The following is a 24650-nucleotide window of genomic DNA, read 5'->3' as shown; positions in this document are numbered from 1 at the left end:
GCAACGAGCCTACCGGTTCGCCGCGAAGTCGAGGAACGCCCGGAGACGCGCCCTATGCTGGCGGTGTCGCCTCGGTGTTGAGGCGCACTCGAGTCGAACCGGCAGACAAGGGAGTCACCGTGAACGATCAGCGTCCTGCACGCAGCAGCGCCTCCGCCGACACGTCCACCGCTGGCAGCGCTGCCACCGGGAGCACACCGTCGGCCGGGGAGCACCCCACCACCCCCGACGCCGGCCCCGTCGCCCCGGACCACGGCTCGGCGGCGCGGCTCCTCGGCGACCGCGTCCGTCTGACGCCGGAGCGTCCGATCCTCGCCCAGCGCCACGGCGACACCTGGACGACCTTCACGGCGGCCGAGACCCTGGCCCGGGTCCGGGGCATCGCGAAGGGCTTCGTCGCCGCCGGGCTCGAACCGGGCGCGCACGTCGCGATCCTGTCGCGCACCCGGCTCGAGTGGACCCTGGTCGACTTCGCCGTGTGGACCGCCGGCCTGGTGTCCGTGCCCGTGTACGAGACGAGCTCCCCCGACCAGGTGCGGTGGATCCTGTCCGACTCCGAGTCGGTCGCCATCGTCGTCGAGCAGGAGGAGCACGCGCGCCGCGTCGCCTCCATCGCACCCGACCTGCCCGCCCTGGGCCAGCACTGGACGATCGACGGCGGCGGCCTCGACGACCTGACCCGGCTCGGCGAGGACGTCACCGACGACGAACTCGACGCCCGCACCGCCCACGTGCACGGCCACGACGACGCCACGATCATCTACACCTCGGGCAGCACCGGCCGGCCGAAGGGGTGCGTCCTGCGGCACGACAACTTCACCGCCACGGTCGAGGGCGCGAGCGAGGCGATGCCCGAGGTCGTCGCCGACGGCGCCTCGACCCTGCTGTTCATCCCGCTCGCCCACGTCTTCGCGCGGTTCATCGCCGCGATGTCGGTCTCCGCGGGTGTCCTCGTCGGCCACGAGCCGGACACCAAGGACCTGATGCGGGCGGTGTCGACCTTCCAGCCGACGTTCCTGCTCGCGGTCCCCCGGGTGTTCGAGAAGATCTACAACTCCGCCGAGCAGAAGGCCGACCTCGGCGGCAAGGGCAGGATCTTCCGCGCGGCCGCCGACACCGCGGTCGCCCACTCCGAAGCCCTCGCCGCCGGCCGGGTGCCGTTCCTACTCTGCCTGAAGTTCAAGCTGTTCGACCGGCTCGTGTACGCGAAGCTCCGCGATGCCCTGGGCGGCCGGGTCGAGTACGCCATCAGTGGCTCGGCGCCGCTCTCCCCGCGGCTCTCGCACTTCTTCCGCTCGATCGGGGTGCTCATCCTCGAGGGCTACGGCCTGACCGAGACCACGGCACCCGCCACGGTCAACCGTGCCCGTGAACTCCGCATCGGCACGGTGGGTCGCGCCCTGCCCGGCATCGAGGTCCGGATCGCCGACGACGGCGAGATCCTGATCCGCGGCGTCGACGTCTTCGACCGGTACTGGCGGAACGACGAGGCGACCGAGCACGCCTTCGCCGACGGCTGGTTCCGCACCGGTGACCTCGGCCGGCTCGACGGCGACGGGATCCTCACGGTTACCGGACGCGCCAAGGAGCTCATCGTCACCGCGAGCGGCAAGAACGTCGCACCGGCACCGCTCGAGGACGGCATCCGCGAACACCCGCTCATCGGCCAGGTGGTCGTCGTCGGCGAGGGCAAGCCGTTCGTCGCCGCGCTCGTGACGCTCGACCGCGAGATGCTGCCCGGCTGGTGCGAGTCCCGCGGGATCGCCCCGGCGCTGAGCGCACACGAGGCCGCCTACGACGAACGCGTGCTGTCCGCCGTCCAGGAGGCCATCGACACCGCGAACAGCCGCGTCTCCCGCGCCGAGTCGGTCCGGTCGTTCACGATCCTCGACACCGACCTGACCGAGGCGTCCGGGCACCTCACGCCCAAGCTGACGATCAAGCGGTCGGTGATCCTGCAGGACTTCGCCGCCGACGTCGACCACATCTACTCCGGGTCGAAGGTGCAGACGACGGCGACCCCGGTCGTCGAGGGGCGGCGCCGAGGCCGCTCCTAGCGCCCGCCGGGCGTACCTGGTCACTTCGGGCGTACCGGGTCGGTTCTTCCGACCAGGGACGCCCGATCCCGCCAGGTGCGCGCGGTTGTGGACGCAACGGTCTGGAGGCCCGGATCGCGTCCGTCGGACGTGATCCGGGCCTCCAGGCGGTCCAGCGGGCGCCGGGGCGCCTGCGGGGTCAGGCCTCCTGCGGCTGCTCCGTCGCGGGGGCGTCGAGGACGGCGGTCGAACCGGTCGTGACGGTGGCCTCGGCCGGTCGACGGTTGGTGCGGGTGCGGTGCGAGCTCAGCTCGTCGTTCTGACTGGTCATGCGGGAGTCCTGGGGGGATCGGATGGGCCGTCGGTGGGAGGCCGACAGCAGCACGGTACCCCCTCGTCAGGACAAAGCGACAATCCCCCGTGGGGGTGTCACACCCGAGTTCACAGCCCGCGAACGCGGGCCTGTGGGACCGCTCAGTGGAACCAGTCCTGCGCGCGGATGTCGCGCAGCGCCTGACGGCGGATCTCGGGGTCGAGCGTCATCACGTAGACCGTGCCGTCGAGGTGGTCGCACTCGTGCTGGAGCGCCTCGGCCATCAGTCCGGTGCCCTCGAGGACGACCTCGGCGCCGTCGACGTCGACACCCCGGACCTTGGCGTACGGGTACCGACGCGTCGGGTAGCCGAGGCCGGGGACGGAGAGGCACCCCTCTTCCATGAGCTCGGGCTCCCCGGAGACCTCGACGACCTCGGGGTTCAGGACGTAGCCGACCTCGCCGTCGACGTTGTACGAGAACGCGCGGAGCCCCACGCCGATCTGCGGCGCGGCCACCCCGGCACGTCCGGGTTCCTTGACGGTGTCGACGAGGTCCTGCACCAGGTCACGGACTCCGGTGCTCCCGAGCAGTTCGGGTCGGATCGGATCGGCCGGCGATCGGAGGACGGGGTCGCCGAACAGGCGGATGGGACGAACGGTCAATTTACTGCAGCACCACCAGGAGGTCGCCGGCGTCCACCTGCTGGGTCACCGGGATCGCGAGTCGGCCGACGGTGCCCGACACGGGCGCCGTGATGGCCGCTTCCATCTTCATCGCCTCGATGCTCGCCACCGGCGTACCGGCTTCGACGACGTCACCGACGGCGACCTTGAGCGTCACCACGCCGGAGAACGGCGCGGCGACGTGCTTCGGGTCGGACGCATCGGCCTTCTCGGCCGCCTTCGTCTCGACCTCGACCGAACGGTCGCGGACGGCGACCGGGCGGAGCTGCCCGTTCATCGTCGCCATGACCGTGCGGATGCCCTTGGCGTCCACCTCGCCGATCGCCTCGAGCCCGACGAACAGGTCGACGCCCTTGCCGAGCGGGACGCTGTGCTCCTGCCCCGGGCGCAGCCCGTACAGGTAGTCGACGGTCGGCACGACGGACAGGTCGCCGTACTGCTCCCGCACACGCTGGAACTGCTGCGTCGGCTGCGGGAAGAGCAGGCGGTTGAGTGCCTGCTGCCGCTCGGGTCCGGGGGTCTCGAGGTGCGCACGCTCGTCCGCGGGCACCGGGGTGATCTCGAGTCGGACGTCACGCCCGGCCAGGACCTTCGAGCGGAACGGCTCCGGCCAGCCGCCGGGCAGGTCGCCCAGTTCGCCGGCCATGAACCCGACCACGGAGTCCGGGATGTCGTACTTGTCGGGGTTCTGCTCGAAGTCGACCGGGTCGGCACCGACCGCGGCGAGCTGCAGCGCGAGGTCGCCGACGACCTTCGACGACGGCGTGACCTTGGTCGGTCGTCCGAGGATCCGGTTCGCCTCGGCGTACCAGTCCTCGACCTGCTCGAACCGGTCACCGAGCCCGAGGGCGATCGCCTGCTGCCGGAGGTTCGACAGCTGACCGCCGGGGATCTCGTGCTTGTAGACACGCCCGGTCGGACCGGCGAGCCCGGACTCGAACGGGGCGTACACGCGACGGACCGACTCCCAGTAGGGCTCGAGGTCACCGACGGCGTCGAGGGACAGACCGGTGTCGCGCTCGGTGTGCGCCAGGGCGGCGACCAGGGCGGACATGCTCGGCTGGCTGGTCGTGCCGGCCATGGGTGCTGCGGCCACGTCGACGGCGTCCGCCCCGGCGCGGGAGGCGGCGAGCAGGGTCGCGAGCTGGCCGCCGGCGGTGTCGTGGGTGTGCACGTGCACGGGCTGGTCGAAGCGCTCGCGCAGCGCGGTGACGAGCTTCTCGGCCGCACCGGCACGCAGGAGACCGGCCATGTCCTTGATGCCGATGACGTGCGCGCCGGCCTCGACCATCTGCTCCGCCAGGCGGAGGTAGTAGTCGAGCGTGTAGAGGTCCTCGGCGGGGTCGAGGAGGTCGGCGGTGTAGCAGAGCGCCGCCTCGGCGACCGCCGTGCCCGTCGCGAGCACCGCCTCCAGCGCCGGACGCAGCTGGCTGACGTCGTTCAGCGCGTCGAACACGCGGAAGACGTCGACGCCGGACCGAGCGGCCTCGTCGACGAAGGCGTCGGTGACCTCGGTCGGGTAGGGCGTGTACCCGACCGTGTTGCGGCCACGGAGCAGCATCTGGATCGGGATGTTCGGCATCGCTTCGCGCAGCGAGGACAGGCGCTCCCAGGGGTCTTCCCCGAGGAACCGGAGGGCGACGTCGTAGGTCGCACCTCCCCAGGCCTCGACGCTGAGCAGCTGCGGGGTGAGCCGCGCCACGTGCGGTGCGACGGCGACGAGGTCCTTCGTGCGGACCCGTGTGGCCAGGAGCGACTGGTGGGCGTCCCGCATCGTCGTCTCGGTCACCGCGAGGGCCGTCTGGGCGCGGAGGGCCCTCGACCACTCGGCCGGGCCCATCGCCAGCAGGCGGTCGCGCTGTCCCTCGGGCACCGGCGTCGTCAGGTCGGTGGCCGGGAGCTTGTCGGCCGGGTCGGTGACGAGCGGCGACCGCTCACCGTTCGGCTTGTTCACCGTGACGTCGGCGAGCCAGGTGAGCACCTTCGTGCCGCGGTCCTTCGAGACGTGGCCGCCGAAGAGCTGGGGGCGTTCCTCGATGAACTTCGTCGAGACGTCGCCGCGGGCGAAGTCCGGGTCCTCGAGCACGGCCTGCAGGAACGGGATGTTCGTGCTGACGCCGCGGATGCGGAACTCGGCGAGGGCGCGCTTCGCCCGGGACACCGCCGCCGGGAAGTCCCGGCCGCGGCACGTCATCTTCGCGAGCATCGAGTCGAAGTGCGGGCTGATCTGCGCGCCGGTGGCGACCGTGCCGCCGTCGAGCCGGACGCCCGCGCCGCCGGGGCTGCGGTAGGTGCTGATCCGGCCGGTGTCCGGACGGAAGCCCTGCGTCGGGTCCTCGGTCGTGATGCGGGTCTGCAGCGCGGCGCCGTGCACGTGGACGGCGTCCTGCGACAGACCGAGGTCGGCGAGGGTCTCCCCTGCCGCGATGCGCATCTGCGACTGCACCAGGTCGACGTCGGTGACCTCTTCGGTGACCGTGTGCTCGACCTGGATGCGCGGGTTCATCTCGATGAAGACGTGCTGGCCGACGCGTTCGCCCTCGGTGTCGAGCAGGAACTCCACGGTGCCGGCGTTGACGTAGCCGATCGAGCGGGCGAAGGCCACGGCGTCGCGGTGCAGTGCCTGCGCGATCGCGGGGTCGAGGTTCGGCGCCGGGGCGATCTCGACGACCTTCTGGTTGCGCCGCTGCACCGAACAGTCCCGCTCGAACAGGTGGATCGTGCCGCCGTCGGTGCCGGTCGCGTCGGCGAGGATCTGCACCTCGATGTGGCGCGGACGGATGACGGCCTGCTCGAGGAACATCGTCGGGTCGCCGAACGCACTGTCGGCCTCGCGCATCGCGGCTTCGAGGGCGTCGCGCAGCTCGGGCTTCGTCTCCACCCGGCGCATGCCACGGCCACCACCGCCGGCGACGGCCTTGGCGAACACCGGGAACCCGATCGCGTCCGCGCCGGCGATGAGCTCGTCGATGTCGCGGCTCGCCGGGGTGCTCGCGAGGACCGGGACGCCGGCCGCGATCGCGTGCTCCTTCGCGGTGACCTTGTTGCCGGCCATCTCGAGCACGTGCTCGCCCGGGCCGATGAAGGTGATGCCGTTCGCGGCTGCTGCCGCGGCGAGCTCCGGGTTCTCGGACAGGAACCCGTACCCCGGGTAGATCGCGTCGGCCCCCGACTCGCGGGCGACGCGGATGATCTCGGAGACGTCCAGGTACGCCCGGACCGGGTGGCCCCGCTCCCCGATCAGGTAGGCCTCGTCGGCCTTGAGCCGGTGCAGGGAGTTCCGGTCTTCGTACGGGTAGACGGCCACTGTACGGGCCCCCAACTCGTAGGCGGCACGGAACGCGCGGATGGCGATCTCGCCACGGTTCGCAACGAGGATCTTCGTGAACACGACGTCCCTTTCAGCCCGGGTTGAGGTGAGACAACCCTAGTGGCGGTAACGTTGCTCAACGTGCATGTACTCAGCGTGAGCTCCCTCAAGGGTGGTGTCGGCAAGACGACGGTGACGCTCGGCCTGACCTCGGCCGCGTTCGCCAAGGGACTGCGCACGCTGGTGGTGGATCTGGACCCGCAGTCCGACGTCTCGACGGGCCTCGACATCAACCTCGCCGGCCACCTCAACGTGGCCGACGTCCTCGAGAACCCGAAGGAGAAGATCGTCCGTCAGGCGATCGCCCCCTCGGGCTGGACGAAGGGGTCGCAGGGCAAGATCGACGTCATGGTCGGGTCGCCCTCCGCCATCAACTTCGACGGGCCGCACCCGTCCATCCGCGACATCTGGAAGCTCGAAGAGGCCCTGGCCAACGTCGAGCAGGACTACGAGCTCGTCCTCATCGACTGCGCGCCGTCGCTGAACGCCCTGACCCGCACCGCGTGGGCCGCGTCCGACCGCGTCACCGTCGTCACCGAGCCCGGCCTGTTCTCCGTCGCCGCCGCCGACCGTGCGCTGCGCGCCATCGAGGAGATCCGCCGCGGACTCTCCCCCCGGCTGCAGCCCCTCGGCATCATCGTGAACCGTGCCCGGGTGCAGTCGCTCGAGCACCAGTTCCGCATCAAGGAACTCCGCGACATGTTCGGCCCGCTCGTGCTCTCCCCGCAGCTGCCGGAGCGCACGTCGCTGCAGCAGGCGCAGGGTGCGGCGAAGCCGCTGCACGTCTGGCCCGGCGAGTCCGCGCAGGAGATGGCGAAGAACTTCGACCAGCTGCTCGAGCGCATCATGCGCACGGGCAAGATCGGTCCGTACGCCGAGGGCGGCGCCGCCTAGGTCGGAGTCGGCACGCCGACGGGTCACAACACCCCGCTCACGTCCGCCGACTGGTCACCAAGGGTCGGCTCGGGCGCGCGCAGCCGACAGTTCGTGACCACTCGGCGATCCGCACGCGACGGTTCGTGACCTCGCCGCGACGGCCTGGAGGCGCGACCCGCCCGGGCAGACACGCCCGGCCCCGGCACGCCCAGCGGTCACAACACCCCGCTCACGTCCTCCGAGCGGTCACCAACGGTCGGCTCGGGCGCGCGCAGCCGACAGTTCGTGACCAGTCGGCGACCCGCACACGACGGTTCGTGACCACGCCGCGACGGCCTGGAGGCGCGCCCCGCCCCGGCAGACACGCCCGGCCCCGGCACGCCCAGCGGTCACGACACCCCGCTCACGTCCACCGACTGGTCACCAACCGTCGGGCGAGGCCTGCGCAAGCGACAGGTCGTGACCAATCGGTGCCGCGCACACGGCGGTTCGTGACCACGCCACAACGGCCTAGAGGCACGCCCCCGCCCCAGCGGACACGCCCGGCCCCGGCACGCCAAGGGTTCACAACACCCCGCTCACGTCCTCCGAGCGGTCACCAACCGTCGGCCGAAGACCGCGCAGACGACAGTTCGTGACCGCTCGGCGCCGCGCACACGGCGGTTCGTGACCACGCCACAACGGCCTGGAGGCACGCCCCGCCCCAGCGGACACGCCCGGCCCCGGCACGCCCAGCGGACACGCCCGACCCCGGCACGCCCAGGGGTCACACCACCCCGCTCACGTCCTCCGAGCGGTCACCAACCGTCGGCCGGCAGCGTCACAGCCGACAGTTCGTGACCACACGGCGACTCACACGCGACGGTTCGCGACCACAGGGCCGGAACGCGGATGGTCAGGAAGCGCGAGAAGCGCGACGAGCGGCGAGCTCGTCGGAGGGGTCGGCCGCAGCGGTGGCGTCGAGCTCGACCAGGGAGCTCTCGACCTCGCGCAGGACCTTGCCGACCGCGATGCCGAAGACGCCCTGGCCGCGGGACACGAGGTCGATGACCTCGTCGTCAGAGGTGCACAGGTACACCGAGGCGCCGTCCGACATCAGCGTGGTCTGCGCCAGGTCGGAGACGCCGGACTCACGGAGCTGGTTGACGGCGGTGCGGATCTGCTGCAACGAGATACCGGTGTCGAGCAGGCGCTTCACGAGCTTGAGCACCAGGATGTCGCGGAACCCGTACAGGCGCTGCGAACCGGAGCCGGCGGCCCCGCGGATCGTCGGCTGCACGAGCTCGGTGCGGGCCCAGTAGTCGAGCTGTCGGTACGAGATGCCGGCTGCCCGTGCGGCGACGGTGCCGCGGTAGCCGTTCTGCTCGTCGTGCTCGGGCAGACCATCGGTGAAGAGCAGCCCGAGGTCGTACCGGGTCACATCAGACTCGGTGCCAGGGGTGTCGTTCCCACTCATGAGCTTGCCTTCCACGACGATCGAGCTCCCACCCGAAGCTTCAACGACGGGTTGAGAGTTGTTCCGAGGTCCACGGTAGCGACTCCGACCGCTCCCGCGCGGGACATCCGACCCGGCGCGTCCGGCGTGTCGAGGATACGCCCCGACCACTGACACACAAGCCCTGTCGGAGCACCGGACGGCGTCATGCGTCGAGACGACCGATGGCCTGGCGGATGAGGTTCGACCGGATGATCTCGAGGTGTCCCGCTATCTCGCGGGCGAGCTCGGTGGCCTTCGCGCGCGAGGTGGCGTCGCCCCGGCGGGAGACCGGCATGAGGGCGGACTCGATGAGACCGACCTCACGCTCCGCGGTACTGCGGAGCGTGCGCAGGTGCCGCGGCTCGATGCCGGTGCGCTGCAGTTCGACCAGGGCCTTCAACACGGAGACGCCGTCGTCGCCGTAGGTGTCGGTGGGCGGCAGGAGCGAGGCCGAGACCGCGTCGGCCAACAGCATCGGCGAGGCACCGGCCGCGCGGACGGTCTCGTCGCGGGTGTACCGACGTTCACGACCGAGGATCGATGGCTTCGGCGCGTCTCCGCCCCCGGGCAGGACCGGTTCGCGCCCGGCGTCGAGGTCGGCGAGGTACTCCTTGATGACCTTGAGCGGCAGGTAGTGGTCGCGCTGCAGTCCGAGGATCACCCGGAGACGCTCGAGGTCGGCGGCGGAGAACTTGCGGTACCCGCTGGCCGTGCGGATCGGGGTGACGAGCTCTCGCTCTTCGAGGAACCGCAGCTTGGAGCTCGACAGGTCCGGGAACTCGGGCTTGAGGCGAGCGAGGACCTGCCCGATCGTGAGCAGGTCCGGTGCCGCGGACCCCGCCCGGGCCGCAGCGGACCGTGCGGCCACTACGCGTTCGCCAGGCGCGCCAGGTCGACCCGAGATGCGTAGAACGTCAGGCGGAACTTGCCGACCTGGACTTCGGCCCCGTCGGTGAGCAGCGCTTCGTCGATGCGGACACCGTCGAAGTACGTACCGTTCAGGGAACCGTTGTCCTTGACGCTGAAGCTCGTGCCGTGGCGCAGGAACTGCGCGTGCTTGCGCGACACGGTGACGTCGTCGAGGAAGATGCCGGCGTCGGGGTGGCGGCCGGCCGTCGTGACGTCGGAGTCGAGGAGGAACCGCGCACCCACGTTGGGGCCACGACGGACCACGAGCAACGCCGACCCGGAGGGCAGGGCGTTGACGGCTTCACGTTCTTCGGTCGAGACACCGGACTCGGCGGTGAGCGCCGCTCCCATGTCCATGCTGAAGGTCAGCGTGGTGTCGACCAGCCGCTGTTCCGGGGACTTCTGACCGCCCGGCTGCGGGACCACTGGATCTGGCATCGGTGGACCTCCTCCTCTTGGCCTACCAGCGTATCGGAAACGAAGCCCCGAGCGGCAGCCCCGATCTGGGACTGTGGAGAGTCTTCCGCGATGCGCGAACGCACGACCGGCGTCAGCGAACCAGCATGACCCACGTCAACGAACCAGCTCGACCAGCGTCAACGAACCAGCACGACCCGCGTCAACGCCCCCGCGCGAGCAACCAGAGCAGGTACGGCGCGCCCACGACACCCGTCACGACCCCCACCGGCAGCGCGTTGCCGGGGATCGCGAACTGGGCGAGCAGGTCGCTTCCGAGCGTGATCGCGGCGCCGACGGCTGCCGCCGGCGCGAGGGCGACCCGACCGCCGCCGACCAGGCGTCGAGCGATCGGGGCTGCCATCAGCGCCACGAACGACACCGGACCCGCGGTGGCGACGGCTGCGGCGGTCAGGCACACGGCGGTGAGGAGCAGGAGCACCTTCGCGCGGTCCGGTCGGAGCCCCAGGGCGGCGGCGACCTCGTCCCCGAGGCTCAGCACCTGCAGCCGAGCGGACTGCAGCAGTGCGAGCACGCCGAGCACGACGAACGCGACACCGAGCACCCCGACCAGGTCACGGTCGACGGCGTTCAGGCTGCCGGAGAGCCACAGCAGTGCGGTTCCGGCCTGGGTGACGGTGCCGCTCGTGAGCATCCACCCGGTGATGCTCAGGCAGATCGCCGCGACACCGATGCCGACGAGGACGACCCGGTTCCCGGTGATCCCCCTCCGCCAAGCGAGCCCGGCGATGGCGATCGCGACCACCACGGCGCCGACGAGCACGACCGAGAACAGCGTGCCGCCGCTCGCGCCGAACAGCACGATGGCGGTGAGCCCGGCGGCGCTGGCCCCCGAGGTGATCCCGATGACGTCGGGACTCGCGATGGGGTTCCGCACGACGCTCTGCACGATCGCGCCGGCGACACCGAGGCTGGCGCCGACGAGGACCGCGCCGAGCACCCTGGGGCCGCGGAGCTGCCCGATCACGAAGTCCGAGATGCGGTCCCCCTGGCCGAACAGGCTGGCCAGCACCTGACCGGGCGTGAGCGGGATCGACCCCGCGCCGAGCCCGATCAGGACGAGCACCGAGATGACCACCACCACGGCGACGAGCACCGCGACCTCACGGCGCAGCCCGACGGAACGGAACAGCGGCTTCACAGTCCCCGCACCGCCCTCGACCGCACGAGCGCGATGAACACCGGCGCCCCGATGAGTGCCGTGACGATGCCGACCTGCAGCTCCCCCGGGTACGCGACGACGCGGCCGATGACGTCCGCCACGAGCAGGAGTGCGGGGGCGACGATCGCCGACAGCAGGATGGTCCACCGGTGGTCCGGGCCGCTCAGGCGACGGACCGCGTGCGGCACGGCGAGGCCGACGAACGCGATCGGCCCGGCGGCGGCCACCGCGGACCCGGCCAGCAGGACGGCGACCAGACCACCCACGGCTCGGACGAGCACGACCCGCTGCCCGAGCGACGCCGCGAGCTCGTCCCCGAGCGCCAGGGTGTTGAGCGACCGACCGAGGCCGAACGCGATCACCAGCCCGACGAGCACCGGTGCCGTGATGACCCCAGCCGTGCCGAGGTCCTTGCCGGCGAGGGCTCCGACCTGCCAGAACCGCAGCTGGTCGAGCAGGCTCTGGTCGGTCACGAGCACCGCGGTGGTGACCGACGACAGGGCAGCGGCGACGACGGCTCCGGCGAGGGCGAGCCCGACGGGAGAGAGCCCGCGCCGGGCGACGGCCGCGATCCCGTAGACGAGCAGGGCCGCGAAGGCGGCCCCGACGAACGCGAAGGGCAGGTACGCGGCCGTCCCGCTGACGCCGAAGAGCGCGATCCCGGCGACGACGGCCAGCGTGGCGCCGGAGTTGATGCCGAGGACGCTGGGGTCGGCGAGCGGGTTCCGGGTCACGCCCTGCATGACCGCCCCGGCCACGCCGAGTGCTGCTCCGGCGAGCAGACCGACGACGGTGCGCGGCACGCGGTTGCCGAGGACGATCAGCCCGATCTCGTCGTTCCTGCCGGGGTGCAGCACCGTGTCGAGGACGGTCCCGAGCGGGATCGGCCGTGAGCCGTACGCGATCGACAGGGCACACGCCACGGCGAGGACGACGACCGCCAGCACGGTCGCACCGACGAGTCGGGGGACGGAGCTGGGAGCCGGGGGCGGGGACGTCGACGGAGGCATGGAGGTAAGGCCACCCTAACGCCGGAGCCCTGTTCGGCGTCCCCCGAGCAAGCCCGGAGCGTGCGCAGGGTTCGTTCATAGGCTCGTCATGGGGAAGCCCTCTGTACTGGTCTCCATCGACGCCCGACCGGGCCGTCGAGGGACGACCGGAGAGCACCGATGAACGAGACCCCGAACCCCGCCGCCGCCGACCACGACGAGAACGGCACCCCCGCCGCGCAGCAGCAGGCTCCCGGGATGCACTGGGAGGCACCGCACGCCGACCCGGCTTCCCTGCGCCCGGCGTACGCGTTCGACGGATCCGGCCCGTACCTGTACGGCCCGGACGGCACCGGCCCCTACGCCTACACGCCCGACGGCCGCGGCCCCTACCTGATCGGCAGCCCCGCCCTCGCCGGCGCGAACCACGCCTGGGCCTCCTCGGCGGCGACCGCGAACCACTACGGTGCCGCGACCCACTCCGGCGCCGCGAACCACCCCGGTCTGACGAAGCGCCCCCGCCGGCTCGGGCTGATGATCGGCTCCGGCATCGCCGCCCTCGCGATCGTCGGCGCTGCGGGCGGCACCGCACTCGGACTGTCCTCGCAGGGCACCACCACCACGTCGAGCCAGTCGCAGGGCACCACCACGCTGCCCGGCACCGGCACCGGTACCGGCAGCAGCAGCGACGGCACGAACGGCTTCACGGTGCCCGGCGACGGCAGCGGCAGCGGCAGCGGCACCGACGGCAGCAGCGACGGCAGTGGGACGAGCACGCAGTCCCCCGCCACTGCGGCGACGGCCGCCGACAAGAAGGGCGTCGTGACCATCAACACCGTCCTGAACTACGACGAGTCGTCACAGGCGGCCGGCACCGGCATGGTCCTGACCTCCGACGGCACGATCCTGACGAACAACCACGTGATCCAGGGCGCGACGAGCATCACCGTCACCGACGAGACCACCGGCAAGCAGTACAAGGCCGACGTGGTCGGGGCCGACGCCACGAACGACGTCGCCGTGCTGAAGCTCGAGAACGCCTCCGGGCTGTCCACGGTCACGCTCGACGACGACGGCGAGCCGAGCACCGGTGACACCGTGAAGGACGTCGGCAACGCCGAGGGCACCGGCAACCTCGTCTCCGCCGAGGGCACCGTCACGGCGACCGACCAGGACATCCAGGTGCAGAGCGAGTCCGGCACCGGCACCGAGTCGCTGAGCGGCCTGCTCGAGATCTCGGCGGACATCGTCTCCGGTGACTCCGGCGGGCCGGTCCTGGACAGCGAGGGCGAGGTCGTCGGCATGGCCACGGCGGCGTCCTCGGGCACGGCCGACGTCACCGGCTACGCCATCCCGATCAGCACCGCGAAGACGATCGCCCAGAAGATCCTCGCCGGGGAGTCGTCGAGCACGATCACCATCGGGCTGCCCGCGTTCCTCGGCGTCGAGGTCAGCAACACCGCCACCACCACGGGCGGCGTCCCGGTCGCCGGCACGGTCGAGGGCTCCGGTGCCGCCAGCGCCGGCCTCGGTGCGGGTGACACGATCACGAGCCTCGACGGCACCGCGGTCACGAGCTCGGACCAGCTGACCAAGGTCGTGCAGTCGCACTCGGTGGGCGACAAGGTCAGCGTCCGGTACACCGACAGCGCCGGCACCGCGAAGACGGTCACGATCACCCTGACCGCCGGCCCCGCCGCGTAGCGGCAGAACCCGGGCGCGCTCAGCCCAGCAGCGCCCGCACCACCGACCGGTACACGTTCGCCGGGGAGTCCGTCCGGAAGGCGGTCTCCCCGGCCTTCGTCGTCCCCACGCGCGCGAACCCGTGTCCCTCGGCCCGCACGATCGTGACCGGTTTCGGCTTGCCCGGTCGACGCAGGTACGAGACCGTCCACGGCGCGGCCCAGAACCGCGCGAGGCGCGGGTCGGCCTCGGCCAGGGCCTCCGGCAGGTCCGGCACGTCCGGACCGCCGGCCAGCTTGCGGCCGAGCAGGTGCCCTGGGAGCGACCCCGTGCGGAACGGGAAGGTCCACGTCGGACCGATGCCGAGCCTCCCGGCCAGCAGCGCAACGGCCCGGTCCGGCGTGACGGAGGCGACCACGGCGCCCGCCGCGTCGGTCCCGTCGACGACGGTCTGCGACCACGCCTGGAGGCGCGACTCGCCCCCGTCGGGCAGGTGCTGTTCCAGCGTGACCGGCTGGGCATCGCCCTGCCAGGGCTCGAGGAGGGTCTGGGTCGACTCCGGCAGGGTGCCGAGCCGGCCGACGAGGCCCGCCTCGATGAGTTCGCGGCCCGCGGCGGTGCGGAGGAGCGTCGGGTTCCACCGGCGTCCGGCGAGGCTCCGCAGGGTGCCGATCGCGTTCGCGCTGAGCCGGGGGCCGTCGAGCGACGGTGCCGGGGCGGGGGCCGGCAGGTGTTCGAGGTCACGCTCGGGGCGGACCGGGACCGTCTCGGTGGCGCGGACGCTCTCGAGGACTGCGAGCACCAGGTCGTCGGTCTCGAGCAGCCGGGCGAGCGGGCGTTCGATCGTCAGGTCGACGCGGTGCCGACCGGTGACGAAGAGCAGGTGGGTGCCGGCGACGTCGCCGTGTTCGTCGGGCCGGACGTACTCGACGAGCCGAGCCGGGGCACCTGCGGCCGTCCAGGGGTCGCAGCCGACGAGCAGCAGCCCCTCGACGGAGCCGGGCAGCCGTGCGAGCAGACCGGTGTTCTCGTCACCGATCGCGCGGTCGCTGGGACGGGATCGGACGGTGAGGACGACGTCGTCGCCGGTGACGCGCAGGTCCGCCTGGGCTGCGTCCTCGCGGCGCCAGGAGTCCGGGCGGCGGAGGGTGAGGCGGGCGGTGCGGTCCTCGGTGCCGAGCGGGACGGGGACTGCCATGGGATGAGCGTATGTCGGGAGCGGGGCGTGGGGGCCTGCGGCTCGCCGGGGTGGGCGGGGCTGGGCGCGGTGCGTCGGGTTCGCACGGAGGTGCTGGTTCGCACGGTGCGAGGCTCGTCAGCTGGTGCGAGGCTGGTGGCTCCGTGCAGCACCACAACCCCGCACCGAGCCTCCGGCCACGCACCCACCGACGAAGTCCGCACCGTGCGACCCCGGCTCCGCGAATCCCGCACGGTGCCGGCCGCGCCACACCGTGCGGAGCTGGTGGCTCCGTGCAGCACCACAACCCCGCACCGAGCCCCCGGCCACGCACCCGCCGATGACGTCCGCACCGTGCAACCCCGGCTCCGCGAATCCAGCACGGTGCCGGCCGCGCCACACCGTGCGGAGCTGGTGGCTCCGTGCAGCACCACAACCCCGCACCGAGCCTCCGGCCGCGCACCCGCCGACGACGTCCGCACCGTGCAACCCCGGCTCCGCGAATCCAGCACGGTGCCGGCCGCGCCACACCGTGCGAGGCTGGTGGCTCCGTGCAGCACCACAACCCCGCACCGAGCCCCCGACGGCGCACCCACCGACGAAGTCCGCACCGTGCAACCCCCGCTCCGCGAATCCAGCACGGCGCGAGCCGAGCGCGTCAGCGCCGCGCGGGTCGCGCGGGTGGGGGCGGCGGGACGGGCTTTGCGGCGACGACGTCGACGAGCCGGACCTCGACCGGGCCCCGGCGGGTCGAGATCGTCACGGCGTCGGACGTCCGGGTCACCAGGTCCCCGAGCGCGTCCTGCGCGCCGTCCCCGTGGTGTGCGCGGACCACCAGGCGGTCCCCGATGGCGGCGTCGCGGAGCACTCCGAGCGCACGGGCCCGCGCGATGGCCGCCTGTTCGTCCGCCTGCACCGCCCCAGGGTACGGGCCGCCTATAGTGTCGGCATGGAGAAGGCCCGGGTCGACAGTTGGATCTGGGCCGTCCGGATCACGAAGACCCGGTCGGCCGCGACCGCCGCGTGCAAGGCCGGTCACGTCCGGGTGAACGGGGAACGCGCGAAGCCGGCGCAGCCGATCGGTCCCGGCGACGAGGTGCGGGTGCGGCAGAACGGCTTCGACCGGATCGTCATGGTGACGGGCATCATCCTGAAGCGCACGAGCGCCCCCGAGGCAGCGAAGCACTTCGAGGACAAGACCCCGCCGCGGCTGTCGAAGGAAGAGGCCGGGTTCGTCCCGATGCGGGAGCGCGGTGCCGGACGGCCGAGCAAGCGGGAGCGCCGCGACCTCGAGAAGCTCCGCGGCTACTGACGCTTCCCGGACCCGGACCCGGGCACGTAGACATCGACCACGATCTCGAACGTGTCGGACTCGACCTCGATCCGTTCTCCGGTCCACGGGGCCTCGAGGTGCCCGTCGTCGTCCGGGTCCGATCCGCCCAGCGCACGACCGGACGGGACGCGGTGGACGGGGATGCGGGTGCCGTCCTCGGCGATGACGAACAGGTCGGCCACCCGACCACGGAACTGCGTGATGCCGAACGGGTCGTCGTGGTGCCGGGACTCGGCGAACCGCGGCGTCCTGCCGTACGCGGAGAAGGCCGCCGTGGTCTCCCGTTCGTACGCGGGCCCGCAGCAGTCGTGCTCCCACCCGCCGACCACGACGACGACCTCTTCGCGCATGCCGTGATCGTACGACGCGTCGGACGGTGACGGTCGGAACCCGGGGTCGGGGCCAGCGGTCGGGGGTCAGACGAAGCGGACGGTCTGCTGCAGACGGTCGCGGATCTCGAACACGTCGACCGAACCGACCGGCGACCAGACGCCGTTCAGCACCTGGGGCAGCGCGCTCCGGCGGACGACGAGCGCCGTGGGCTTCTTCGGGGAGCCGACGAGCTGCACGTCCTCGGTGACGGCGGTGTCCGGCACGACGAGCAGCCGGCCGGAGAACCGCACCCGGGTCTGCTTCTGCACGGCACGGGCGGCGCGGACGAGTTCCTTGACGGGTCGCTCCCCCGGTGCGAGCGTCTCGCCGACGATCTCGCCGTGCTCGACGTGGACCGGCGCACCCCAGTCGATGGACTCGACGGCCCAGAGTCCGCTCGGGGTCAGGACGGCGTGGTCGAGCTTGCCCTCGGCCCCGGCGTCGAGGTCGTGCCACACCGTGACGCCGATCCCCATGTCGGAGACGATCAAGGCGGTCGCCTCTTCGGCCAGGGCCTCGGCGAGCAGCCGCCGGATGTGGCGGGGCGCGGAGCGGATGAGGGTGGGGTCGTAGGGGTCCTCGATGGGGTCGCCGAGGCCGACCCACTCGCGCTCGGCCTGCAGGAAGACCTCGCGTGACCGACCGCCGGGGTGTCCGTGGGACCGGGCCCGGGGGCGTGTGTCGCGACGCGCTGCCGGGGGCGCGTAGGCGTCGCGACCGGTGTCACCCCTGCCGGCGGTCGCCCCGGACGGACCGGACGCGCCGTACGCGCGGGACCCGATGTCGTACGCGCGCCGGGCTGCCGGCGTGCCGATGCGCTCCCATGCGAGCTGGACCTGGCGGAAGCGCTGGGCGTCGCCGCCGAGGTCGGGGTGCGTCTCGCGGGCCGCCCGCCGGTAGGCGCGGCGGAGCGCTTCGTCGTCAGCCGTCGCGGGGACGCCGAGGACTTCGTAGGGGGTGGCGTCGGCCGGGCTGTCCGTCATGGCCCTGCGACATTACCGGAGGCAGTGTCGGAGTCCGCCGCATGGTTGCTGGGTACGGTCTGGGCCCGTGCCGCTGGTCCTGCACCAACGCGCCAGCGGCGGATCGGCCGTGCCGGTGGTCACGCGACGGCGGCGGTGATGGCTGCTGCGTGCTGCTCCAGGTAGGCGACGTCGGCGCGGTACAGGTCGGCGTGGCCGTGCTGCAGGTCGCTGACGAACTTCGGGTTGCCGGCCGCGGCTTCGTGCTCGATCGTCGTGACGAGGGCGACCAGGGACGCGATCATCGTCTCAGCGAGGACTCCGCGGGAGCGGTCGTCGAGGGCGTAGGCGCGGCAGAACTCCGCCGCCCGAGCGAGCCGCTCGTCGAGGTCGGGGGTGGTCGAGCCCTCGACCGCACCGGTGGTGAACGGTGCGAACCGGTAGACGGCACTCGCGACGTCCCAGACGCGGGGGCCGGGGTGCGCGGTGTCGAAGTCGATCAGGCCGACGGCGGCGATGCCGTCGTAGACGCAGTTGTACGGGGCGAAGTCGCCGTGCACGACCGTCTCGACCGGGGCCCGGTCGGCTTGGGACCAGAGGTCGTCCTCGGCGCTGCGCGGGAAGCTGGCGGCGGCGTCGTGGAACTGGCGGAGCAGGCGGGCGCTGGTGACGAGGGCGGCCTCGCTGGCGATGTCTTCTGTCCAGGGGTACTCCCCCGCGACGCCGGGGACGAACGAGACCGTCTCGAGGGTGTCACCGAGGGCGATCGGTTCCGGGGCGGCGACGAACCCCTGCTCGTGCAGGTGGGCGAGCAGCCGGTGCACCGTGGGTGTCCACGGCCCTGCGGGGCGGTGGACTCGGTCGTCGGCCCTGGTGATGCGCTCCAAGGGGAACCTCCTGCTGTTGCGTCTCCGTTGACGGAGGGCCAGCGTACCGGCAAGCGAGCGACGGGCGCTCCGTCGACATCCGGAACACGGCGCGTCGGTCCCCGCGGCCGAGCTGGCCTCAGAGCTGGTCGCGCAACCAGGACGGCCCGTGGACGGTCGCGCCGAGGGCCTCGACGCGGTCACGGAGCTCGCGGTCGGCCGTCACGACGACGACCGGCCCGTCACCGGCCCGGACCGCTGCCCGGGCGGACTCGACGATCGCGTCGTCGCCGGAGGCAGGGGCACGGACGACGTCGACAGCACCGGTGGCGGCGCCGGTGCCGGTGGCCGTGCCAAGGCCGGTGGCAGTGCCAGTGCCAATGCCAGCGCCAGCGCCAGTGCCGTGGTCTGGGTCCGCGGGCTCCGCGGAGCCAGCGGCACGGGCCTCGCCCTCGAGCACCACGGTCCACCGGGGCCACCACCGTGCGAACGGCAGGTCGAGCAAGGTCGCGGACACCCCGCCCGCGGCGAGCGCCGACACCTGTGCTAGCAGCCGTGACGCGGCACCGGCTCGGTCCTTCCACCAGCCGTCGGGCACGCTGCCGACGACGTTCGCCGCGTCGACGACGACGTGCGGGGTGGTCGCGACGGTGGCGCGGAGCGCCGGCCACGACCTGCCGAAGCCGGGGTGCAGGGTCAGGTCGTCGACCTGGTCGATCGGGATCCAGGACAGGGCGAGGCTCTCGCGGTCGGCGATGACGGGTTCGAAGGGCCGGGAGGCGCGTGCCACGACGGTCGTGTAGGTCCAGAACCCCAGGTCGAGCAGTGCGGTGTGGCGCAGGGCGATCGCGTCGTCGGGGACGCCGGCTTCTTCGGCGGACTCGCGGAGGGCTGCGGTCACGGCGGCTTCGCCCTGGTGGCGTGCGCCGCCGGGGATGCCCCAGGTTCCGCCGTGGTGGCTCCACTCGACGCGGTGCTGCAGGAGCACGCGTCCGGCGCCGTCGTCGATGAGCAGGCCGGCGGCGCCGAAGCGTCCCCACGCCTTGGTGCCGTCGGGGCCGACCGCCCAGGCGTCACCGGGGTCGCGGGGGCCGGTTGGGGGCCCGGGTGGCGTTGCATCTGGCACGGTCCAACCCTGGCACACCGTGCCCGGAGCGGGCCTCGAAGTGGTCACCGGGGGTCGTGTACGGTGTCGCTCGAGACACGGGGTGCCGCATCCAGCGGCTGAGATCACACCCGTCGAACCTGCTCGAGCTCGTACTCGCGAAGGGATCGTCCATGGAAACCGTTGCGCCCTCCCCTGATTGGGCCCACCGAACCGCCGAACTGCTCGAGGCCGTGCGTGCCCGGGCCCCGCTCGTGCAGTGCATCACGAACACCGTCGTGCAGAACGTCACGGCGAACGTGTTGCTCGCGCTCGGGGCTTCGCCCGCGATGGTGGACGTGGCGACTGAGGCCGGGCCGTTCGCGCGGGTCGCCGACGCCCTGCTGGTGAACACCGGCACCCCGCACGCCGAACCGCGGGTCGCTGCGCTCGAGGCCGTGCACGCGGCCCGTGACGCCGGCACCCCGTGGGTGCTCGACCCGGTGGCCGTCGGCTCGCTGCCGGTGCGGACGGCCCTGGCGCGTGACCTGCTCGCGCTGCGCCCGACGGTGCTGCGGGGCAACGCCTCCGAGGTGCTCGCCCTGCTCGGTGACTCGGCCGGTGGCCGCGGGGTCGACAGCACCGTGGGCACGGAGGACGCCCGGGTCGCGTCCGTCGCTGCTGCGGACGGGAGGCTCGTGGCCGCGGTGGCGGTGTCGGGTGCGGTCGACCTGCTGGTCGCGCCGGGCATCGGTGTGGTGCGTGTCGCGAACGGCACCGACCTGTTGACGCGGATCACCGGTGGTGGGTGTGCGCTCGGCGCGGTCGTCGCCGCGTTCACGTCGGTCGCGCCGGAGGACGCGGGCGCCGCTGCCGTCGCCGCCACGGCCGTGCACACCGTCGCTGCGGAGCTCGCAGCACGGGACGCGGGTGGGCCGGGGACGTTCCAACCGCTGTTCCTCGACCGGTTGGCGTCGCTGACCCCGGAGGACGTCGTCCGCGAGGCGCGGATCACGGTCGAGACGATGCCCGAGGCCGACACCCGGGCGGTGTCGGCATGAGCGCGTCGCACCCTGCGGGGTTCGGCGTCTACCTGGTGACCGACGGCGCGCTGGCCGACCGGCACGGCATCGGGGTGCTCGGGGTCGTCCGCGCTGCCGTGCACGCCGGGGTCCGGATCGTGCAGGTGCGGGACAAGGACGCCTCGGCGCGTGACCTGTTGGCGCTCACCGCCGCGGTCGCAGACGCCGTCGGGGACCGTGCGACCGTGGTCGTCGACGACCGGCTCGACGTGGCCCTCGCCGCTCGGCACGCCGGACACCGGGTCGCGGGCGTGCACCTCGGCCAGTCCGACGTCCCCGTGACCGTCGCCCGCGCCCTGCTCGGAGCGGACGCCCACGTGGGCCTCACGGCGAACACGCTTGCGCACCTGGCCGTCGTCGAGCGGCTCCCCCGCGGCACCGTCGACCTGCTCGGTGTCGGGGTCGTGCACCCCACGGCGACGAAGGCCGACCACCCGCCGGCCCTCGGCCACGACGGGTTCGCACGGCTGGCCGCCGCGACCGACGTGCCGTGCGTGGCGATCGGTGGGGTGACCCTCGACGACGTCGTGCCGCTCCGGGCAGCCGGTGCCGCGGGCGTCGCGATCGTGTCGGGCATCTGCGCCGCGGCCGACCCGGGGTCCGCGGCGGCGGCGTACGTGGCCGCCTGGGGCCCTGGAACCGGCCACGGGGCGGAGGCGGGGCGGCTCGCAGAGGGTGCACCGGTCCTCCCGGTCTTCACGCGGCGCGGGGCGGACGCATGAGCGTCCCGCGGGTGCTGAGCATCGCCGGGACCGACCCGACGGGCGGGGCCGGGATGCAGGCGGACCTCAAGGCGATCGCCGCACACGACGGGTACGGCATGGGCGTCGTGACGGCGCTCGTCGCGCAGAACACGCACGGGGTGCGGTCGGTGCACGTGCCGGACGTCGGGTTCCTGCGGGAGCAGCTCGACGCGGTGTCGGACGACGTGGTGGTCGACGCGGTGAAGATCGGGATGCTCGGCACCGTCGACGTCGTGCGGGTCGTGACGGACTGGCTGCGGGAGCACCGGCCGCCGGTGGTCGTCGTCGACCCGGTGATGGTGGCGACGAGCGGGGACCGGCTGCTCGACGAGGACGCGGCCGCAGCCATGGGGGCGCTGTTCGCGCTCGCCGACCTGGTGACGCCGAACCGGGCCGAGCTGGCGGTGCTGGCGGAGCTGACCGGGTCCGGTGCGGCTGGTCCTGGTGCGGCTTCGTCGGCGGCTTCGTCGTCGTCGTCGCTGGATGCCGCGCACACCGTGGCGGCACGGTGGGACGTCCTCGTGCTGGGGAAGGGAGGCCACGACGAGGGACCGACGTCGGACGACGTGCTCGTGGCGCCGGACGGCACCGTGCGGGTGTTCACGGGTCCCCGGGTCGCGACGACGAACACGCACGGCACCGGGTGCTCGCTGTCCAGTGCGATCGCGACGCTCGCCGCGCGGCACGGCGACTGGGAACTCGCGGTCGAGGTGGCGAAGGAGTGGCTGACGGCGGCGCTGCGCGGAGCCGACGCCCTGTCGGTGGGCAGCGGCAACGGTCCGATCGACCACGGCGCGCTGACTCGAGCCGCCCTGCCGGCGCTGTCGTACACGGACGTGTGGTGGGCGGACGCGGCGACGGTGCTGCAGGAGACGATCGACTGCGCGTTCCTGGTGGGGCTCGGGGACGGGACGCTCGAGCCGGAGGTGTTCGCCGGGTACCTGGCGCAGGACGTCCACTACCTGCGGGCGTACGAACGGCACCTGGCGGCGCTCGGGGTCGGTGCTACCGGTGCCGGTGCTGCTGCGTTCTGGGCGGCGGCTGCGCAGGGGTGTGCCGACGAGGCGCGCGACCTGCACCACCGTCGGCTGGCCGGCTCGCACGCCGACGATCCCGTGCACCCCACGTGCGCCGGGTACCTCGCGCACCTGCAGGAGGCCGCCGACGCCGGCTCTCAGGCGGTGCTGGCCGCCGCGGTGCTGCCGTGCTTCCGGGTCTACGCGTGGGTCGGCTCGCAGCTCGGGGTCGCGCAGGACGGGCACGCCTTCGCCGACTGGATCACGGCGTACGGGGACCCGGGGTTCGCGGCGTCGAGCGCCGAGGCGACCCGGCTCGTCGAGGAACTCGCCCGTGCGGCGACGCCCGACGAGCGGGGGCGGATGGCGCGGGCGTTCCGGCGGTCGACAGCATGGGAGCTCGCCTTCTTCCGGATGCCGACGGCCGCACACGACGCCCGGGTCTCGCGCTGACGGACGGTCCTCGGGCGACTTCCCCGAGGACACGCCTCGGGGCCGGGTCTCGGGTGGGACTAGCGGGCGACCGGGGGCAGCCGCACCAGCTCGACGGAGAGCACGGCACCGTTGACCGTGCCGCGCATCCACGTGTGGTCGGGCTGGCGACGGCGGTCGGTCGGCGAGCCCGGGTTCAGCAGGCGCATCCCCGACGGCGCCACGGTGTCCCACGGGATGTGCGAGTGGCCGAAGACGAGCACGTCGGTGTCGGGGTACTCGGCGTCCATCCGGCGTTCCCGGCCGGTCGACGCGCCGGTCTCGTGCATCAGGGCGAACCGCAGGTCCTCGACACCGAAGCGGGCGACGAGCGGCAGGCGGTCGTCGAACTCCGGGCCGTCGTTGTTGCCCCGCACGCCCTCGAACCGTCGGGACCGCGCCTGCACGGCGTCGAGGGTGGCCAGGTCGACCCAGTCCCCCGCGTGCACCACCAGGTCGGCGGCGTCGATGTCGTCCCACAACCCGGACGGCAGGTCCTTCGCGCGCTTCGGCAGGTGGGTGTCGGACAGCAGGACGAACGACGTCGTCACGGCTCGGTGGGTGCCGGCATCGGGAGCCCGGCCTCGTCCGCGGCACCGAGGCGCTCCAGCAGCCCGGCGAGGAGCGCGATGTCGTCATCCGACCAGTCGGCGAGCCGTTCGTCGAGCGCGTCGCGGTGCAGCTGCACGGACCGCTCGAGCGCCGCGCGGCCGGCGTCGGTCACCTCGAGGGGCTTCGCGTTGCCGCTGCCACCGTCGGTCGTCCGCACCAGCCCGGTCGCCAGGAGCCCGGACAGCTGCCGCGAGATCGTCGAACGGTTCAGCCGCAGGTACCGGGCGATGTCGATGGCCATGCAACCCGGGTGCTGCACCACGAAGTCGACGAGGGACTGGTCGACGACGCTCAGCACCTGGTCCGAGCCCCGGGCCCGGATGCTCGCCCGACGGGTGATGCGGGCGAGTTCGGTGTACGCCCGGCTGATGTCGCTGTTCCGGACCTTGGAGCTCGGGTGGTCCATGGTGGCTCCAGCCTGTCGGTGCCGGCGCCGGCCGGCGGTCTTCTCGTCCGGTCACCATACCGGCGGGTCGGCCTGGAGTGCGGTCAGTGACCGGCGGCTGCGGCCTGCAGCGCCGGGATGTCCAGCTTGACCATCTGCATCATGGCCTCGAAGACCCGGGCGTTGGCATCGGGGTCACCCGATCCGCTCATCAGCTCCCCCAGCATCGACGGGGTCACCTGCCACGCCAGACCCCAGCGGTCGGTGAGCCATCCGCAAGCCATCGGGCTCCCGCCGTCGGCGAGCAGCGCGTCCCACAGGCGGTCGAGCTCGTCCTGGGTGTCCACGTCGATCTGGAACGAGACCGCGTCGGTGTGCGGGTGGCCGGGACCGCCGTTCATCGCGCGGTACGGGGTGCCGAGCAGGGTGAACTCGACGACGAGGGCGCGGCCGTCCGACATCCGGCTGACGCTGTCGACGCGGCTGTCGGGGAACAGTCCGACGTAGTACTCGGCGGCTTGTTCGGCCTGGTCGTCGTACCACAGGAACGGTGTGATGGCGGGCACGGG

Annotated in this window: 24 protein-coding genes and 1 riboswitch; of the genes, 7 read left to right on the top strand and 17 right to left on the bottom strand. The window is 72.7% G+C overall.

Translation table 11 applies throughout. From position 1 onward, the window contains the following. Window positions 1-119: 119 nt before the first annotated feature. Window positions 120-2057: an AMP-dependent synthetase/ligase gene (locus tag H489_RS25775; protein ID WP_017886607.1), complete on the top strand. Its 1938-nt coding sequence runs from the start codon at window positions 120-122 to the stop codon at window positions 2055-2057. Between the two features lie 178 nt (window positions 2058-2235). Here the strand turns inward: H489_RS25775 and H489_RS38740 are convergent, their stop codons facing one another. The 3 genes from H489_RS38740 to H489_RS25765 all read right to left on the bottom strand — a co-directional run bounded on the left by H489_RS38740 (window position 2236) and on the right by H489_RS25765 (window position 6426). Further along, window positions 2236-2367 (bottom strand): hypothetical protein, encoded by a 132-nt coding sequence (locus H489_RS38740; RefSeq protein ID WP_017886606.1) that lies wholly within the window; start codon window positions 2365-2367, stop codon window positions 2236-2238. A 143-nt stretch (window positions 2368-2510) separates the two neighbouring features. Next, complete coding sequence (locus H489_RS25770; RefSeq protein WP_017886605.1) at window positions 2511-3014, bottom strand: peptide deformylase; 504 nt, start codon at window positions 3012-3014, stop codon at window positions 2511-2513. A gap of 1 nt (window position 3015) precedes the next feature. Further along, window positions 3016-6426, bottom strand: a complete 3411-nt coding sequence (locus H489_RS25765) for a pyruvate carboxylase (protein WP_017886604.1) — start codon at window positions 6424-6426, stop codon at window positions 3016-3018. 60 nt (window positions 6427-6486) lie between these two features. Between H489_RS25765 and H489_RS25760 the strand changes: the two genes are divergently transcribed. Next, the gene (locus H489_RS25760) at window positions 6487-7299 is read left to right on the top strand and encodes a ParA family protein (RefSeq protein ID WP_027465232.1); all 813 of its coding nucleotides are present in this window, start codon (window positions 6487-6489) and stop codon (window positions 7297-7299) included. Window positions 7300-8176: 877 nt separating this feature from the next. On the opposite strand, the gene H489_RS0118690 is transcribed toward H489_RS25760, so the two are convergent. From H489_RS0118690 to H489_RS25740, 5 genes are all read right to left on the bottom strand, one after another. Continuing rightward, window positions 8177-8737, bottom strand: a complete 561-nt coding sequence (locus tag H489_RS0118690; RefSeq protein WP_027465231.1) for a MerR family transcriptional regulator — start codon at window positions 8735-8737, stop codon at window positions 8177-8179. 184 nt (window positions 8738-8921) lie between these two features. Beyond that, on the bottom strand, window positions 8922-9626 hold the full coding sequence (locus H489_RS25755; protein ID WP_017886601.1) for a MerR family transcriptional regulator: 705 nt from the start codon (window positions 9624-9626) through the stop codon (window positions 8922-8924). Next, entirely contained in the window at window positions 9626-10105 is a 480-nt protein-coding gene (locus H489_RS25750; RefSeq protein WP_042537353.1) for an FHA domain-containing protein, read from the bottom strand. The genes H489_RS25755 and H489_RS25750 overlap by 1 nt, the downstream gene beginning before the upstream one ends. Window positions 10106-10286: 181 nt before the next feature. Next, window positions 10287-11285, bottom strand: a complete 999-nt coding sequence (locus tag H489_RS25745; RefSeq protein ID WP_017886599.1) for a FecCD family ABC transporter permease — start codon at window positions 11283-11285, stop codon at window positions 10287-10289. Continuing rightward, window positions 11282-12316 (bottom strand): FecCD family ABC transporter permease, encoded by a 1035-nt coding sequence (locus H489_RS25740; protein ID WP_017886598.1) that lies wholly within the window; start codon window positions 12314-12316, stop codon window positions 11282-11284. The genes H489_RS25745 and H489_RS25740 overlap by 4 nt, the downstream gene beginning before the upstream one ends. A 159-nt stretch (window positions 12317-12475) precedes the next feature. On the opposite strand from H489_RS25740, the gene H489_RS0118685 reads away from it, so the two are divergent. Next, the gene (locus tag H489_RS0118685) at window positions 12476-13999 is read left to right on the top strand and encodes a S1C family serine protease (RefSeq protein ID WP_017886597.1); all 1524 of its coding nucleotides are present in this window, start codon (window positions 12476-12478) and stop codon (window positions 13997-13999) included. Window positions 14000-14018: 19 nt separating this feature from the next. On the opposite strand, the gene H489_RS37665 is transcribed toward H489_RS0118685, so the two are convergent. Together H489_RS37665 and H489_RS25730 are read right to left on the bottom strand one after the other, a co-directional pair. After that, window positions 14019-15176, bottom strand: coding sequence for a hypothetical protein (locus tag H489_RS37665; protein ID WP_017886596.1), 1158 nt, complete (start codon window positions 15174-15176; stop codon window positions 14019-14021). A 637-nt stretch (window positions 15177-15813) separates the two neighbouring features. Further along, window positions 15814-16071: a hypothetical protein gene (locus tag H489_RS25730; RefSeq protein WP_017886595.1), complete on the bottom strand. Its 258-nt coding sequence runs from the start codon at window positions 16069-16071 to the stop codon at window positions 15814-15816. Between the two features lie 33 nt (window positions 16072-16104). Here H489_RS25730 and H489_RS25725 point away from each other — a divergent pair, with 33 nt between their 5' ends. After that, complete coding sequence (locus H489_RS25725) at window positions 16105-16467, top strand: RNA-binding S4 domain-containing protein (protein ID WP_017886594.1); 363 nt, start codon at window positions 16105-16107, stop codon at window positions 16465-16467. Here H489_RS25725 and H489_RS0118680 read toward each other — a convergent pair. From H489_RS0118680 to H489_RS25710, 4 genes are all read right to left on the bottom strand, one after another. Beyond that, complete coding sequence (locus H489_RS0118680) at window positions 16461-16838, bottom strand: hypothetical protein (RefSeq protein WP_017886593.1); 378 nt, start codon at window positions 16836-16838, stop codon at window positions 16461-16463. The genes H489_RS25725 and H489_RS0118680 overlap by 7 nt on opposite strands. A 66-nt stretch (window positions 16839-16904) precedes the next feature. Continuing rightward, window positions 16905-17843: a J domain-containing protein gene (locus H489_RS25720; RefSeq protein ID WP_017886592.1), complete on the bottom strand. Its 939-nt coding sequence runs from the start codon at window positions 17841-17843 to the stop codon at window positions 16905-16907. Window positions 17844-17962: 119 nt separating this feature from the next. Continuing rightward, a complete protein-coding gene (locus H489_RS25715) occupies window positions 17963-18709 on the bottom strand; it encodes a phosphotransferase enzyme family protein (protein WP_031259419.1) in 747 nt (248 codons plus the stop codon). Window positions 18710-18827: 118 nt separating this feature from the next. Continuing rightward, window positions 18828-19814, bottom strand: coding sequence for an NUDIX domain-containing protein (locus H489_RS25710; RefSeq protein ID WP_017886590.1), 987 nt, complete (start codon window positions 19812-19814; stop codon window positions 18828-18830). A gap of 68 nt (window positions 19815-19882) precedes the next feature. Continuing rightward, window positions 19883-19978, top strand: a riboswitch (TPP riboswitch). Here H489_RS25710 and thiM point away from each other — a divergent pair. From thiM to thiD, 3 genes are all read left to right on the top strand, one after another. Next, the gene (thiM, locus tag H489_RS25705; RefSeq protein ID WP_051067371.1) at window positions 19967-20833 is read left to right on the top strand and encodes a hydroxyethylthiazole kinase; all 867 of its coding nucleotides are present in this window, start codon (window positions 19967-19969) and stop codon (window positions 20831-20833) included. It overlaps the preceding riboswitch by 12 nt. Beyond that, a complete protein-coding gene (gene thiE / locus H489_RS25700) occupies window positions 20830-21576 on the top strand; it encodes a thiamine phosphate synthase (protein WP_017886588.1) in 747 nt (248 codons plus the stop codon). Before thiM ends, thiE begins: the two co-directional genes overlap by 4 nt. Then, window positions 21573-23066, top strand: coding sequence for a bifunctional hydroxymethylpyrimidine kinase/phosphomethylpyrimidine kinase (gene thiD / locus H489_RS25695; RefSeq protein ID WP_017886587.1), 1494 nt, complete (start codon window positions 21573-21575; stop codon window positions 23064-23066). The genes thiE and thiD overlap by 4 nt, the downstream gene beginning before the upstream one ends. 59 nt (window positions 23067-23125) lie before the next feature. On the opposite strand, the gene H489_RS25690 is transcribed toward thiD, so the two are convergent. The 3 genes from H489_RS25690 to H489_RS25685 all read right to left on the bottom strand — a co-directional run bounded on the left by H489_RS25690 (window position 23126) and on the right by H489_RS25685 (window position 24647). Then, complete coding sequence (locus H489_RS25690) at window positions 23126-23635, bottom strand: metallophosphoesterase family protein (protein WP_017886586.1); 510 nt, start codon at window positions 23633-23635, stop codon at window positions 23126-23128. After that, window positions 23632-24102, bottom strand: a complete 471-nt coding sequence (locus tag H489_RS36710; protein ID WP_017886585.1) for a MarR family winged helix-turn-helix transcriptional regulator — start codon at window positions 24100-24102, stop codon at window positions 23632-23634. Before H489_RS36710 ends, H489_RS25690 begins: the two co-directional genes overlap by 4 nt. An 83-nt stretch (window positions 24103-24185) precedes the next feature. After that, entirely contained in the window at window positions 24186-24647 is a 462-nt protein-coding gene (locus H489_RS25685; RefSeq protein ID WP_017886584.1) for a VOC family protein, read from the bottom strand. Between the last annotated feature and the right edge of the window lie 3 nt (window positions 24648-24650).

Source organism: Curtobacterium flaccumfaciens UCD-AKU, from assembly GCF_000349565.1.
GTDB classification, from domain to species: Bacteria; Actinomycetota; Actinomycetes; order Actinomycetales; family Microbacteriaceae; genus Curtobacterium; species Curtobacterium poinsettiae.
This window is presented reverse-complemented; position numbering and strand designations above follow the sequence as displayed.

Excerpts from the sequence above, each read along its gene's own strand:
- H489_RS38740 (WP_017886606.1), bottom strand. The coding sequence starts at position 2,367 with ATGACCAGTCAGAACGACGAGCTGAGCTCGCACCGCACCCGCACCAAC.
- H489_RS0118690 (WP_027465231.1), bottom strand. The coding sequence starts at position 8,737 with ATGAGTGGGAACGACACCCCTGGCACCGAGTCTGATGTGACCCGGTAC.
- H489_RS25750 (WP_042537353.1), bottom strand. The coding sequence starts at position 10,105 with ATGCCAGATCCAGTGGTCCCGCAGCCGGGCGGTCAGAAGTCCCCGGAA.
- H489_RS25740 (WP_017886598.1), bottom strand. The coding sequence starts at position 12,316 with ATGCCTCCGTCGACGTCCCCGCCCCCGGCTCCCAGCTCCGTCCCCCGA.
- H489_RS0118685 (WP_017886597.1), top strand. The coding sequence starts at position 12,476 with ATGAACGAGACCCCGAACCCCGCCGCCGCCGACCACGACGAGAACGGC.
- H489_RS37665 (WP_017886596.1), bottom strand. The coding sequence starts at position 15,176 with ATGGCAGTCCCCGTCCCGCTCGGCACCGAGGACCGCACCGCCCGCCTC.
- H489_RS25725 (WP_017886594.1), top strand. The coding sequence starts at position 16,105 with ATGGAGAAGGCCCGGGTCGACAGTTGGATCTGGGCCGTCCGGATCACG.
- H489_RS0118680 (WP_017886593.1), bottom strand. The coding sequence starts at position 16,838 with ATGCGCGAAGAGGTCGTCGTCGTGGTCGGCGGGTGGGAGCACGACTGC.
- H489_RS25720 (WP_017886592.1), bottom strand. The coding sequence starts at position 17,843 with ATGACGGACAGCCCGGCCGACGCCACCCCCTACGAAGTCCTCGGCGTC.
- thiM (WP_051067371.1), top strand. The coding sequence starts at position 19,967 with ATGGAAACCGTTGCGCCCTCCCCTGATTGGGCCCACCGAACCGCCGAA.
- thiE (WP_017886588.1), top strand. The coding sequence starts at position 20,830 with ATGAGCGCGTCGCACCCTGCGGGGTTCGGCGTCTACCTGGTGACCGAC.
- thiD (WP_017886587.1), top strand. The coding sequence starts at position 21,573 with ATGAGCGTCCCGCGGGTGCTGAGCATCGCCGGGACCGACCCGACGGGC.
- H489_RS36710 (WP_017886585.1), bottom strand. The coding sequence starts at position 24,102 with ATGGACCACCCGAGCTCCAAGGTCCGGAACAGCGACATCAGCCGGGCG.